Source organism: Uliginosibacterium paludis, assembly GCF_039631355.1.
In the GTDB taxonomy this organism is placed as follows: Bacteria; Pseudomonadota; Gammaproteobacteria; order Burkholderiales; family Rhodocyclaceae; genus Uliginosibacterium; species Uliginosibacterium paludis.
In genome coordinates, this window is the sequence record NZ_JBDIVF010000007.1 from 1 (window position 1) to 12943 (window position 12943).

Annotated in this window: 10 protein-coding genes; 1 reads left to right on the plus strand and 9 read right to left on the minus strand. The window is 63.6% G+C overall.

The features are described 5' to 3' along the window. From ABDB87_RS15300 to ABDB87_RS15325, 6 genes are all read right to left on the minus strand, one after another. A partial coding sequence (locus ABDB87_RS15300; protein ID WP_345928621.1) for a retention module-containing protein occupies nt 1-1838 on the minus strand: 1838 nt, incomplete at its 3' end. Between the two features lie 158 nt (nt 1839-1996). Continuing rightward, nucleotides 1997-2614, minus strand: coding sequence for a helix-turn-helix transcriptional regulator (locus ABDB87_RS15305; protein ID WP_345928624.1), 618 nt, complete (start codon nt 2612-2614; stop codon nt 1997-1999). A gap of 4 nt (nt 2615-2618) precedes the next feature. After that, nucleotides 2619-4001, minus strand: a complete 1383-nt coding sequence (locus ABDB87_RS15310; protein WP_345928883.1) for an HlyD family type I secretion periplasmic adaptor subunit — start codon at nt 3999-4001, stop codon at nt 2619-2621. Next, nucleotides 4001-6157 (minus strand): type I secretion system permease/ATPase, encoded by a 2157-nt coding sequence (locus tag ABDB87_RS15315; RefSeq protein ID WP_345928625.1) that lies wholly within the window; start codon nt 6155-6157, stop codon nt 4001-4003. The genes ABDB87_RS15310 and ABDB87_RS15315 overlap by 1 nt, the downstream gene beginning before the upstream one ends. A 21-nt stretch (nt 6158-6178) precedes the next feature. After that, complete coding sequence (locus tag ABDB87_RS15320) at nt 6179-6499, minus strand: hypothetical protein (RefSeq protein ID WP_345928627.1); 321 nt, start codon at nt 6497-6499, stop codon at nt 6179-6181. A 173-nt stretch (nt 6500-6672) separates the two neighbouring features. Continuing rightward, nucleotides 6673-8247: a phospholipid carrier-dependent glycosyltransferase gene (locus ABDB87_RS15325; RefSeq protein WP_345928629.1), complete on the minus strand. Its 1575-nt coding sequence runs from the start codon at nt 8245-8247 to the stop codon at nt 6673-6675. Nucleotides 8248-8444: 197 nt separating this feature from the next. Between ABDB87_RS15325 and ABDB87_RS15330 the strand changes: the two genes are divergently transcribed. Then, nucleotides 8445-10211, plus strand: coding sequence for an ABC transporter ATP-binding protein (locus tag ABDB87_RS15330; protein WP_345928631.1), 1767 nt, complete (start codon nt 8445-8447; stop codon nt 10209-10211). A gap of 13 nt (nt 10212-10224) precedes the next feature. Here ABDB87_RS15330 and ABDB87_RS15335 read toward each other — a convergent pair whose 3' ends face one another. From ABDB87_RS15335 to ispH, 3 genes are all read right to left on the minus strand, one after another. Then, nucleotides 10225-11232 (minus strand): inorganic phosphate transporter, encoded by a 1008-nt coding sequence (locus ABDB87_RS15335; RefSeq protein WP_345928633.1) that lies wholly within the window; start codon nt 11230-11232, stop codon nt 10225-10227. Between the two features lie 5 nt (nt 11233-11237). Next, nucleotides 11238-11867, minus strand: a complete 630-nt coding sequence (locus tag ABDB87_RS15340; RefSeq protein WP_345928635.1) for a DUF47 domain-containing protein — start codon at nt 11865-11867, stop codon at nt 11238-11240. Nucleotides 11868-11981: 114 nt separating this feature from the next. Continuing rightward, nucleotides 11982-12920, minus strand: coding sequence for a 4-hydroxy-3-methylbut-2-enyl diphosphate reductase (gene ispH / locus ABDB87_RS15345; protein ID WP_345928637.1), 939 nt, complete (start codon nt 12918-12920; stop codon nt 11982-11984). Between the last annotated feature and the right edge of the window lie 23 nt (nt 12921-12943).

Sequence of the window (12943 nt, forward strand, 5' to 3'; positions counted from 1 at the left end):
CCTTCATTGACGCTGCCCGAGCCCGTGATCGACACGGTCGTGATGTCCGTGTCATCCGACACGGTGGTCGAGACGGAGGACGTCGTGGTGAGCGCCTCGTACTGGCCACCGGCGGTGCCGGTGATGGAGACGTTCAGTGCCGTGTCGCCCTGGGCATACACATCGTCCGCGCGCACCGCATACGGCGCGCTGGAAGCGGAGGAGCTGCCGACCGGAATGGTGATGCTCTGGCCATTGGAGAGCGAGATCACCAGCGGGCTGCCGGTGACCGGATGATCGACGCTGGCGGTATAGACCACCGAACCGCCTTCGGTGACGGCCGTGGCGGAGGCCGTGAGGGTCACGGTCGTCGCGTCCGGCGTCGCTTCATCGGTGACGGTGGTCGTGACGGCCGTCTTGTCGGCGACCAGACTCTCGAAGTTGCCGCCCGAGATCGTGTCGATGTGGTTGGTGACGACAGACGAGCCGGTATAGGCATTGTCGGCCGTGGCGGTGGTGACGCTGCCGGACGAGCTTCCGACCGGAATGGTGATCGTCTCGCCATTGACGAGCTTGACCGTCACGTCCGAACCGGTCACGACACTCGCGAGGGTCACCGTGTAGGTGATGGTGCTGCCTTCGGCCACCGAGGAGGAGGCGGTCAGCGTGGCGCTGGTGGTGTCGATCGTATCGCTCACTGCGGTCACCGCCGGGGTGCTGCTCGCGACCAGGCGTTCGAAGCCGCCGCCACTGGTACCGGTGATGGTGACACTGGTGTTGCCCGCGTCGACATACACATCATCGGACGGAGCGGGGACGCTGACCGAGCCGGTGGTGGCACCGGCCGCAATCGTGATGCTGCTGCCGTTCGACAGCGCAACGGTCACCGGCGTGGCTGCGGCGTGATCCAGGCTCGCGGTGTAGGTAATCGTGCCGCCTTCGGCTGCCGTGCTGCTGGCCGAGAGGCTGACGGTGGTGAGGTCTGTGTCGTCCTGGACCGTGGTGTTGGCCGTCGCTGAGCTTGCGCTGGTGTCGAGGGTCGAAAAGCCGCCGCCCGAGCTGCTCGAGACTGAAATGCTCAGTGTCTGGTCGCCCTGGGCGTACACATCGTCGCCCCGCACGGCATAGGGCGCGCTGGAGCCGCTGGTGCTGCCGACCGGAATGGTGATCGTCTGGCCATTGGACAGCGTGAGGATCAGCGGTGTGCCAGTGACCGGACTGCTCACGGTGGCGGTGTAGACGACCGAGCCGCCTTCCGTGACCGTCGTGGCCGAGCTTGAAAGGCTGAGGGTGGCGGCGACCGGTGGTGTGGCCGGATCGGCAGCTGCCGGGGCTTCGGCCTGGATGTCCGGTTGGCTCGTCTCGGGGAGCGCGAGCTCCTGCGCTGCGGCGGCCGAGCTGAACTCGAATGACTGGCCGCTCAGCTCTTCGGCGATCCTGAGGACCCGGACGAAGCTGTGGCCGGCATTGCTGCCATCGCTTCCCGAGAGACCGGCTGCGGTGGGATCGAGGTCTGCCAGCGGATCCCGGCCAGCGTTGAGCGAGGCGATGACCCGTTCGGCCTCGGTGCCTGCAAGGGCCTTGACTGCGGCATCGATGCCCTCGACGGGCTCCTGCCTCAGGAACTCGCGGTCTGCGAGAATCTCGCGCCCCCCTCCGACGGCGATAGTTTCCCCGTCGGCCAGGCGCAGCTCCATCCCCCCGTCGGCGGCTACCACGAACTGCTGGCCCTCCCGGATCTCGTCACCCGCCTTGAGCGGCTGGAGAAGACCGGTTGCGTCGCGGAGGTAGGCTTTGCCGTCGATCCGCAGAATGCTTGCTACATGGGGGAGAACCGCTGCGCTGTTGGGGATTGCCATGGTTTTCGCAGAATGCCGTTTTCATTATTGATCGGCGGAATCTACGTGGCATGCCCTTGGGGCACATTGTCCTTGTGTACAGGGCTTTGTGGATTTTTGTCAGAAAGTGTCTACGCGTGTGATTTTTTTCGCACTCGTTGTGTAAATGCGGAAAGCGCTCAGTGCGGAATGCCGTGGATTTTCAGTGCAAGCTGAAGCCGGTCAGACACCTGGAGTTTCTCGAAAGCGGCGCTCAGATGGGCTTTTACCGTGCGCTCGGTGATCTGCAGCGTTTCGGCAATGAGCTGGTTGGATTGCCCCTTGGCAGCGAGCAGCGCCACTTCGCGCTCGCGTCCGGTGAGCAGTACCGTACGCTTGTCCGTATGGTTTTCCCGCGCCTGCTGCAGCCCGGCCAGCAGGCGGTTGAGCAGACTCTTTCCCACCCACTTCTCGCCGCTGACCACCACATCGAGGATCTGGCGAAGCGTGACTTCTGCCGCGTAGGCATGGCTGTAGCCGGACGCCCCGGCATCAAGGAAGTAGAGCCCTTCGTCGTCCGTCGGCATGCTGCTGACCACCACCGCAAGCAAGCGGGCCGACCAGGCCTGCCATTGCTCCAGCGCTGTCGCGGCGAGGCCGGCACAGGCGGTATCCAGGACGACCAGGCTTTCCGCAGGCAATGCGTCGAGGCGCTCGGGGCCCTGCAATCGCAATACCGACCAGACGTCCCCCAAGCGCATGAAACGCTGGAAGAGGGCATCGTCGTCGGTCAGGACATGAACAGTTCTTTGGGTCATGGATTCAGCGTTCCCTCAGCGCATTCGCCTGGGCACGCAATACCGGTTTCATCAGGTAGGAAAGGATGGTTTTCTTGCCGGTGAGGATGTCGACTTCGGCCACCATGCCGGGAATGATCGGGAGCTTCTCCTCACCGATCACGCTCTTGTCGGTGCGCACCCGGATCACGTAGTAGGAGTTGCCCTTGTCGTCCGTGATCGAGTCTGCGCCGATCTGCTCGAGTCGTGCTTCCAGACCGCCATAAATCGAGAAGTCGTAGGCGGTGAACTTGACCAGCGCTTTCTGGCCCGGACGCAGAAAGGCAATGTCGCGGGGCAATACGCGGGCTTCGAGCAGCAGCGCGTCGTCGCTCGGCACGATGTCGATGACTTCCTTGCCCGGCTGAACCACGCCGCCGACGGTATTGACCAGCAACTGCCGGACCGTGCCATTGACCGGCGCGCGGATCTCGGATTGCTTGACCCTGTCCTGCAGCGCAACACTGCCTTCCGAGAGCTTGCCCAGGCGGGAATTGACTTCAGAGAGCTCCATCCTGGCCCGGTTGCGGATCGTGAGCTCCGCCTCCTGGATCTTGCGCTGGGCCTCGTTCATTGCGGACTCCAGGCGCGGGATCTGCGCGTTGGCCATGTCCAGATCGCCCTTGTAGCGGGAAACCTCGCGCTCCAGACGCAGCAGTTCAACGTCGGACACGGCGCCCGTCCGCGTCAGCGGGCGGGTCTTGTCCAGCTCTTGGCGGGTGAGCTGGTAGCCCTGTTCGGCCGATTCGCGCTTGGCGCGGACTTCCTTGAGTTCCTGGCCGCGCTGGGCGAGTTGCTGCTGGGCGATGCCGACGTTGTTCGCGAGCTCGACACGCATGGATTCGTAATAGGCGCGTTCCTGCTCCACGATCTGCGGAATCTCTGCCGCTGCGTCAGCCGGCGCGGAGAAGGGCCTGTTTTCGGCCGTCGCTTCGAGCCGGGCCGACTTCACCAGCAGGGCCAGGTATTCAGCGCGGTTCTCCTTCAGGTTCGACATGAAGCGGGTCGGGTCGATCCTCAGCAACAACTGCCCCTGCTTCACCTGCTGACCTTCGTGCACCAGGATTTCCGACACCATGCCACCGTCGAGACTTTGCACGATCTGCAGCTGACGCGAGGGGATGACCTTGCCCTGGCCCTTGGTGACTTCGTCGATCTCGGCCAGCGCCGCCCAGACGATCAGCACGAAGAGCGCGACCAGCGAGGTCCAGACCGCCACGCGTGCGCCGCGCGGGGACTGCTCGTCGATGAGCCATTCCGCGTCGGCCGCGAAGTCGTCATCACTGTGGATTTCGCGCCGCTCGGCGTAATTCATGGCCTTGTCATAGAGCGCCGAGGCGCTGGCCAGCAATGTGCGGAAGACGGCCATCACGAAGCCCTCCCGATCCGGCCATGCTGCAGGGCTTCAACCACTTGCGCCTTCGGGCCGTCTGCCACCACAGTGCCGTTGTCGATCACGATGAGGCGGTCGACAAGTTCGAGCAGCGAAGTGCGATGTGTCACCAGAATCATCGTGCGCGAGGCGGCGTAGCCACGCAGGCGCTGCTTGAGCTGGTCCTCCGACTGGTGATCCATGCTGCTGGTCGGTTCGTCGAGCAGCAGCACGGGCGGCTCCGAGAGCACCGCGCGCGCAATCGCGACCGCCTGCCGCTGTCCGCCGGAAAGTGACTCGCCGCGCTCGCCGATCAGCATGTCGAAACCCTTCGGATGCGCGTTGGCAAACTCGGTCACGCCGGCCAGATTGGCGGCCGCGAGGATGGAGGCGTCGGTCGCCAGCGGTGCGCCCATCATGATGTTCTGCTTGAGACTGCCGAAAAACAGCGTGATGTCCTGCGGTACGAAACCGATGGCGCGTCTGAGCTCGGCAGGATCAATCTGGCGGGCGTCGATGCCATCGACCAGCACCGCGCCTTCTTTCGGGGGGTAGAGGCCGAGAATCAGCTTTTCCAGGGTGCTTTTGCCCGAGCCGACGCGGCCGATGATGCCGACCTTCTCGCCCGCGCTGATCCGGAACGACACCTTGCGCAGCGCCAGCTGCTCGCTGCCGGGGTAGGCGAAGCTGACATCCCGGAACTCGATGTCGCCCTGCAGATGCGGGCGGTGCAGGAAGGCGTTTTCCTCGGGGCGCTCGACCGGCAGCACCATCTGGCTGTCCACCGACATGAGGCCGGTGCGGGCGTGCTGGAACTGCATCATCAGCCCCGCCACCTGTCCCAGCGGTGCCAGCGCCCGACCCGAAATCATGCTGGCTGCAATGACCGCACCCATCGAGATCTCGTTGTCGGACAGCAGATAGACCCCGATGATGATCGTGAAAATATTGACGGCCTGCTGCACGGCCTGGGCAAAACCCATGGTGGAGGAGGACAGCAGGCGGGTGCGGGCGCTCACCTGTGCGATGAAGAGCGTGGCGCGTTCCCAGCGGCGCTGCATTTCGCTTTCGGCGCCGAGCGTCTTGATCGTCTCCAGACCGACCAGGCTTTCGATGAGTCCGGAGTTCCGCTGAGCCGAAGCGCGGTAGGTTGTTTCGGTCAGCTCGTGCATCTTGCTCTGCGTGACCAGGGCGGCGAGCAGGATCAGCGCCATGCCGACGATCGTGGGAATCAGCAGCAGGGGGGAGATCCAGAGCAGCACCAGAATGAAGATGAAGACGAAGGGTAGGTCGATCAGTGCGGTGACGGTGGCCGAGGCGATGAAATCGCGGACGCCCTCGAAGGCCCGCAGGTTGGCGGCAAAGGATCCCACCGAGATCGGGCGGGAGGAGAGCTGCACACCGAGCACGCGTTCCATGATCCGGGCCGAGAGGATCACGTCCACGCGTTTGCCGGCAACGTCGATGATGAAGGCGCGAACCGTGCGCAGGGCGAAATCGAAGAAGAGGATCAGCAGCGCACCGATGGCCAGCACCCAGAGGGTCTCGATGGCCTTGTTGGGTACGACGCGGTCATACACGTTCATCGAGAACAGCGGCATGACCAGCGCGAAGATATTGACCAGCAGCGCGGCTGCCATGACGTCCCGATACAGGCGCCAGTTGCTGAACATCGCGCTCCAGAACCAGTGCTCGCCCCGCAGCTTGCTGACCTGGGGTGCACGGGCGTCGAAGCGGAACTTGGGCTGCACGATGATGACCACGCCGGTGAGCATCGGGGCCAGCTCTTCGCCGCTCATCTCAACCGCCGATTCGATCGCCTCGGGCAGGCAGATGCGGTAGCCGCCGGCGTCGGTACGCCCCACCAGCAGTGCGGCGCGACGGTTGTGCATCAGCAGCACGGCCGGCAGCAGACGATTGCTGAGCGCCTCGGGCGACTGGCGCAGCAGGCGGGCCTTGAGGCCCGCCCGGGCTGCCGCGCGCGGAAACTGGGAGGGCGGCAGCAGATCGGCGGCGCGGGGCAGCCCCGCGCCGAGGGCTTCCGCCGTCCAGGGATTGCCGTGAATGCGGGTGAGCTGGGTCAGGCATTCAAGCAGGGGGTCGGCATGCAGAGCGTGTTCGGGCGGCTGCCAGACCGTGTCGTTCGAGCTCATCGGGTGCGAAATCTCCATGGCTCAGATCACGTCGCTGTCATCAAGCAGACGCAATGCGCCCTGCATCTGCCTGCGCATGTCCTTGCGAGCGAGCAGTTTGCGCTGGGCTTCAGCGGGCAGATCGGTCAGCCGCAGCAGGCCCTTGTCGAGCATGACGTCGATCAGGTCTTCCATGACCCGGATGAAGTCGGAGTCGAGTCCGTTGAACGCCTCTGCGGCGGGAGTGCCGAGGAATCGGCAGACTTCGGGGGCGGTGGCGGGCAGGAACTCTGTCGCGTCCGGCGCGGCTTCGTTCAGAAGCGCCGCGATTTCACCTTGGGGAGAACGTCGGATATAGGGCATGACTTGCACTTTCGGCTAGGGCGCAACTTTATCAGTCTCCGCCCGGTGCGGCCTGAAAGGGCTGCCCGTAGCGTACGCATGATGTTTATTTCGTCACACTCTGGCGGTGCTTGAGCCGAAATGCGCCCGCTCTGTCGCCGGTTGGCGGCCGGAGCGGGCGGAGCCTGCCACCCTCAGCCCTGACAGCTCACGATGTGGCTGAAGATGTTGCGGCGCTCGCACTGGTCCTTGTTGAGCGGCCAGTGGTTCGAGAGCGGCAGGAAGAAGATGCCGCTGACCAGGATGGCCACCGCGATGATCAGCGCGCTGAGCCGGCGCATGCCCTGGCCGAGCTTGTGGAACTCGCACAGGTTCTGCCAGTTCAGCACGATCAGCAGATAGCTGATCAGCAGGCCGATGAAGTAGTGATAGAGATACATCACGCGCTGGGCGCCGAGGTAGAGGTGCAGCAGCATGAACACCACATACAGCCCGGTAAAGACCTCGATCAGCGCATAGCTGCGCCCGCTGCCCGCGTCGATGTTGAAGAGGCGCCGGTTGGCAACTGTCAGGAAAGACAGCAGCACGGCTGCCAGGCCCAGATACCAGCTCACCTGGTTGCCGACGAGTTGTACATAGCGCGTGAAGCCGTCCGCCGAATCCCAGCGGTAGTTGATGGTCTTGTCGTGGATCGGCCAGTGCAGCGGGTGCGAGCCGTTTTCGCCCGGCTTGCAGACGTCAAGCTTGGGCACGCCCTTGTGATCGTGGTCCATGAACTTGAAGTAGTCATCGGTGATCGCCAGCAGCGTTGACGGGCCGAGGCTGCTGCGCTGGCCGAGGTAGTCCTTGTAGGTCTGCGACATGAATTCGTTGTCGGTGTTGCCGGAGGAGCCGGCCGGTACCGGCTTCGACCCGATCAGCGCATGCAGCGCGAACACGACTGCGGTGACGGCCAGCACCGTCAGCACCGAGCTGCCGGCCTTGATGCCGAAGTGCCGAAGCTGCTCGCCCCAGCGGAAGCCGCGTGCGCGGGTGCCTGCGTCCTTGAAGTAGATGATCGGGAAAAGGATCAGCAGCATGGCCGCGTTGATCTTGACCATGATCCCCAGGCCGCAGAGCGCGGCCATGCCGATGTACTGACCTGCCCGCAGCGCGGTCTGCTGCTTCCACATGCGCAGGAAGATCCAGAGCGTGCCGATGCAGAAGAACATCTGGAAGCTGTCGAGGTGCACCGCGCGGAAATGCACGATCCAGGCGTTTTCGAACAGGTAGAGCGTGGAGAAGAGCAGGCCGGTCAGCCGGCTGCCGGTCAGCTCGATCATCAGGCCGAGAAAGAGCAGGGCGCCCAGCGCGCCGAACAGGCTGGGCATCAGGCGCATGCCGGCAAACGAGAATCCTTGCGGGATGTTGTCGCCATTGATGTACTTGTCGGCGAGTAGCGGCGTCTTGTCGATTGCCGCATTCGGCGAGGTGAGCTTTTCTCCCAGTGCGATCAGCATCAGGCCCAGCGGCGGATGCGGCTCGAGCTGGCCGACACCGGCGAGATAACGCTCGGCCGAGGTGATGTGATAGTTCTCGTCCCAGAAAGCATGGGTCGGCTCGGCCCGACCGGCGAAGTACATCACCAGGCCGAGGATCAGCACGATGAGCATGCACAGCGGTGTTTTCAGCGCTTCCGGGATACGGTCGCCCACCCGGTCGAGCCTGTCCGAAACGCGGTCAAGCGTACCCGCCGGCTGGCCCGGTACGCCGGCAGGCTGGCCTGGCATGGAGGCAGTTGCTGCTGCCTGGGGAGTGTTTTTCTGTCTGGCCATCTTGTCGTCCCGATCTCCGCTATGCGCCCCCCGGCGCTTTCCAAAAGGTCATGAGAATGTGCCCGCCACGTCCGTCAGCTGGCACAGGTCAATCAGTGTCTGGCGCGCAAGCCTATAATTTCGCGCTTGAGTTCCCGCTCCGGTACAGATTCATGCAACAGTCGGCCGACAGCTTCCGCTTTTCCGATCTGCCCCGCGCGCTCTGGTTCTTTCTCGCTGAAGAGCGCTGGCAATACCTGTTTTTCCTCGCGGTGCTGCTGGCCGTGATGTTCTACACGATGCTGCCGCCGCTGCTGATCGGAATGTCTGCCAACTTCCTGATTGCCTATGCGGCAGCCGACCCGGCTGCGCGTCCTGCAGTGAGCCACCTGGTGGGGCTCATCGCGATCCTGGCGGGCAGCCATGCAGTGGTCGCCATGATAAGGCTGTCGTCCAAACGCGTCCTCGGCGGCATCAGCCTCAACGCCCGCTACCGCGCCAAAGTGTGGGGTTTCGAGCGACTGCTCGACTACTCCCTGAGCTGGCATCAGCAGGAAAGCACGGGCAACAAGGCGCAGCGGATCATTACCGGTTCCGAAGCCGTCCGCGAATGGACCGGCGACATGGTCAACAGCCTGAGCTCGGCCTTCGCTGCTTTCGTGGGCTCGCTGATTGCGTGCATGCTGCTTCACCCTGCATTCATCCTTTTCTTCGCCTGGTATCTCGGGGTGCTGATCAGCATCGAGTCCTGGTTTGATCGCCGCATCTCGCTGCTCTCCGACAGCATCAACAAATCCATCGAGAATGCCAGTGGCAGCTTCGTCGAAAGCGCTTCCAACATCCTCGCCGTCAAGGCGCTGGGCGCTTCCGGCAAGATGACCAGCACGGTGTCCCAGCGCGAAGAACTGGCGAGAAGCCTGTCCTACCAGAGGCTGCGTCTGTCCAATACGAAGTGGATGTGCTTCCAGATCCACAACAGCATCTGCTGGGGCGCTTTCCTGCTCGTCATCGGCTGGATGGTGATGCACGGTCATCTGCTGCCCGGCTTCTTCCTGACCTATGCCGCCTATTTCGACCGTTTGCGGGACGCGTCGGTGGACTTCACCGACAAGATCCAGCTGATGATCGAGCGCAAGTCGAATCTCGGCAGGATGATGTCCATCTTCTGGGGACGCAATCCGCAGGAGAAGGGCAGGCTGGAATTTCCCGCCGAGTGGGATGCCATACGCTTGCAGGACGCCAGTTTCAGGTACGGGGACAAGCCGGCGGTCGGCCCCCTGTCACTGAGCATTCCGCGGGGGCAGGTGCTTGGAATTGCCGGGCATTCGGGATCCGGCAAGTCGACGCTCATCAAGCTCATGCTGGGTCTTTATCACCTTGAGAAAGGCGAACTGTCGATCGGCGGCGTGCCGGTCGCCCGGATCCGGCATGAAGCGCTGACCAACCGCGTGGCGGTCGTGCTGCAGGAGACTGAGCTCTTCAACTTCTCGCTGCGGGATAACATCACGATGATGCGGGAAGTGAGTGCGGAGCTCCTGGCGAGCGCCTGCCGCATCGCCTGTCTGGACGAATTGCTGGCGAGGCTGCCTGGCGGGCTGGACACCATGGTCGGCGAGAAGGGCTACGCGCTCTCCGGTGGCGAGCGTCAGCGTGTCGGTATTGCCCGCGCGATCTGTCGTGACGCACCGATCCTGCTGATGGACGAAGCCACCTCAGCGCTGGATTCGGTGACCGAAAGCCGGGTGACGGAAGCGCTCATGGCAGAGCATGCGCCCGACCGCACGCTGATCATCGTTGCGCATCGCATCAGCACCTTGCGTCAGGCCGACCGCGTTCTCGTCTTCGAGCACGGGCAGATTGTGGAGGAAGGCAGCTTCGAAGAACTGGCGCGGCGCGAAACGGGCCACTTCGGCCGCATGCACGCCATCCAGGGCGGCTGAAACGCGGCGGCTCTCAGAACAACTGGCGACCGACCCACCAGGACGCGGCGGCAATCAGACCGCAGCAGGGGATGGTCAGGATCCAGGCCCACACAATGTTGCGTGCCAGGCCCCAGCGTACGGCAGATACGCGATGGGCGGAGCCGACACCGATGATGGCTCCGGTGATGGTGTGGGTCGTCGACACCGGGATGCCCAGCATCGAGGCAGCGAACAGGCTGATTGCGCCACCGGTTTCCGCACAGAAGCCGCCCACCGGCTTGAGCTTGGTAATGCCACGTCCCAGGGTACGGACGATGCGCCAGCCTCCGAAGAGCGTACCCAGTCCGATGGCACCGTAGCTCACCACGATCACCCAGCCCGGCAAAGCCTCGCCCTGCTGCAGATAGCCGCCCGAGAGCAGCAGCAGCCAGATGATGCCGATGGCTTTCTGTGCATCATTGCCGCCATGCCCGAGGCTGTACGCGCCGGCAGAAACCAGTTGCAGCCGACGGAACCAGCGGTCTGCCCGGCTCGGCGTCTGCCTGATACAGACCCAGGAAATGGCCAGCATCATGACCGAACCCAGCAGCAGCCCCAGGAGGGGTGAGATCACGATGAAGGCAAGCGTCTTGCCGATGCCATGCCAGATCAGCGGGCCGGTACCCGCCTTGGCGAGCGTGGCGCCGACAATGCCACCGATCAGCGCATGGGACGAACTCGACGGAATGCCGAAATACCAGGTCAGGATGTTCCAGCTGATGGCGCCCACCAGCGCGCCGAAAATGACGTACTGATCAACGAAGGCCGGATTCACGATGCCGGTTCCGATCGTGCTGGCCACGCTGAGGTGGAACACGAAGATCGCGGCGAAGTTGAAGAAGGCCGCCCAGATCACTGCCTGATGCGGCTTGAGAACGCCGGTGGTGACCACCGTTGCGATCGAGTTCGCTGCGTCGTGAAAACCGTTGAGGAAATCGAAAACGATCGTCAGCGCAATCAGGAAGGCGATGACGGCAAGACTGGCGTGGAAGGCTTCCATGCTGCTCAGGCGTTCTCCAGGATCAGGCCTTCAACGATCTTGCCGACCTGCTCGCAATGATCCGTGATGCGTTCGAGCCCCTCGTAGACCGCCTTCATCTTGATGACCTGGAGGGCGTCGCGCTCGTCGCGGAAGACGCGGGCCAGCGCGGTTCGCATCACCCGGTCGCACTCCTGCTCGATGCGCTCGATTTCGCGGCAGCTGTGCAGGATGTCGGCGGACTGCTCGAGGTTGTCGAGCAGCTTGACCATCTGGCGGACCCGCTCGGTGCAGGAATAGGTCAGCTGGGCGAGCTGGGCTGCTTCCGGGGTGAGACGGCGGATGTTGTAGAGGCTGATCGCTTCGGCCACGTCCTGCACCGAGTCGATGATGTCATCCATCTTGTTGACCAGCGCATGGATGGCATCGCGGTCGAAGGGCGTGGTGAAGGTGGTATGGAGCAGGTTGGAGGTGTTCCGCGTGGTCTTGTCACCCGCGGTCTCGATTTCATCGATGGCCGCGACGATGGCCGCCATGTCCCCCGGGCCGGCATCGACCAGCGCCTGCAGTTGCCGGGCAGCCGCCACCACATGCTCGCCCTGGGCATTGAAGAGGTCAAAGAAACGGCCTTCACGCGGCATGAACCGTCCGAACATGGGTACGTCCCCAGGATTGATCGCTGTTTTCGATGATAGCAGCGCTGGTGGTCAGAAAATGCTGCCGTCTCGCGACGGGACAGACGGCCTCTGCAGGCCGCCTGTCTTGCCGGTTCAACTCTCCGGCTGGAGTTCGCGCGGAATCGGGAAGGTGATGTTCTCGATCGCGCCGTCGAGCGGTCGCACGCTGCCCGCGCCAAGCGCCTTGAGGCGCTCGATCACTTCATCAACGAGTACTTCGGGCGCGGAGGCGCCCGCCGTCACGCCGATGCGGCGGCGTCCCTGCAGCCAGGCCGGATCCAGGTCGCCGGCATTGTCGACGAGATAGGCCGGCACATTGCGCAGCGCCGCAACCTCGCGGAGCCGGTTCGAGTTGGAGCTGTTCTTCGAGCCGACCACGATCACCAGATCGACTTGCGGCGCCATGAATTTCACGGCGTCCTGGCGGTTCTGGGTGGCGTAGCAGATGTCGTCCTTCTTCGGGCCGACGATGGCCGGGAATCGCGCCTTGAGTGCATCGACGATCACTTGCGCGTCGTCGACCGACAGCGTCGTCTGGGTCACGTAAGCCAGCATGCCTTCATTGGCGACTTGCAGCGCGGCCACGTCTTCGACCGATTCCACGAGATACATGCCGGATTCGGCCTGGCCCATCGTGCCTTCCACTTCCGGGTGACCCTTGTGGCCGATCATCACGATCTCGCGACCGGCGTCCCGCATCTTCGAGACTTCCACGTGCACCTTGGTCACGAGCGGGCAGGTCGCGTCGAACACGCGAAGTCCGCGCGCATCGGCTGCGCGACGCACATCCAGCGGCACACCGTGTGCCGAAAAAATCAGGGTGGCACCCGCCGGAACCTCGTCCAGTTCCTCGACGAAAACAGCGCCCTTGGCCTTGAGATCTTCCACCACGAACTTGTTGTGCACCACTTCATGGCGCACATAGATCGGCGCGCCATGCAGGGCAATGGCGCGCTCGACGATCGCGATGGCACGCTCGACGCCGGCACAGAAGCCGCGCGGGTTGGCGAGAAGGATTTCGGAGTTGCTCATGTTCGGTTTCCTGTGGTGAGCCG

Bases quoted from the DNA above. Each gene is read 5' to 3' on its own strand.
- ABDB87_RS15310 (WP_345928883.1), bottom strand. From the start codon at position 4,001: ATGGCCGTCTTCCGCACATTGCTGGCCAGCGCCTCGGCGCTCTATGAC.
- ABDB87_RS15315 (WP_345928625.1), bottom strand. From the start codon at position 6,157: ATGAGCTCGAACGACACGGTCTGGCAGCCGCCCGAACACGCTCTGCAT.
- ABDB87_RS15320 (WP_345928627.1), bottom strand. From the start codon at position 6,499: ATGCCCTATATCCGACGTTCTCCCCAAGGTGAAATCGCGGCGCTTCTG.
- ABDB87_RS15330 (WP_345928631.1), top strand. From the start codon at position 8,445: ATGCAACAGTCGGCCGACAGCTTCCGCTTTTCCGATCTGCCCCGCGCG.
- ABDB87_RS15335 (WP_345928633.1), bottom strand. From the start codon at position 11,232: ATGGAAGCCTTCCACGCCAGTCTTGCCGTCATCGCCTTCCTGATTGCG.
- ispH (WP_345928637.1), bottom strand. From the start codon at position 12,920: ATGAGCAACTCCGAAATCCTTCTCGCCAACCCGCGCGGCTTCTGTGCC.
- ABDB87_RS15305 (WP_345928624.1), bottom strand. From the start codon at position 2,614: ATGACCCAAAGAACTGTTCATGTCCTGACCGACGACGATGCCCTCTTC.
- ABDB87_RS15325 (WP_345928629.1), bottom strand. From the start codon at position 8,247: ATGCCAGGCCAGCCTGCCGGCGTACCGGGCCAGCCGGCGGGTACGCTT.
- ABDB87_RS15340 (WP_345928635.1), bottom strand. From the start codon at position 11,867: ATGTTCGGACGGTTCATGCCGCGTGAAGGCCGTTTCTTTGACCTCTTC.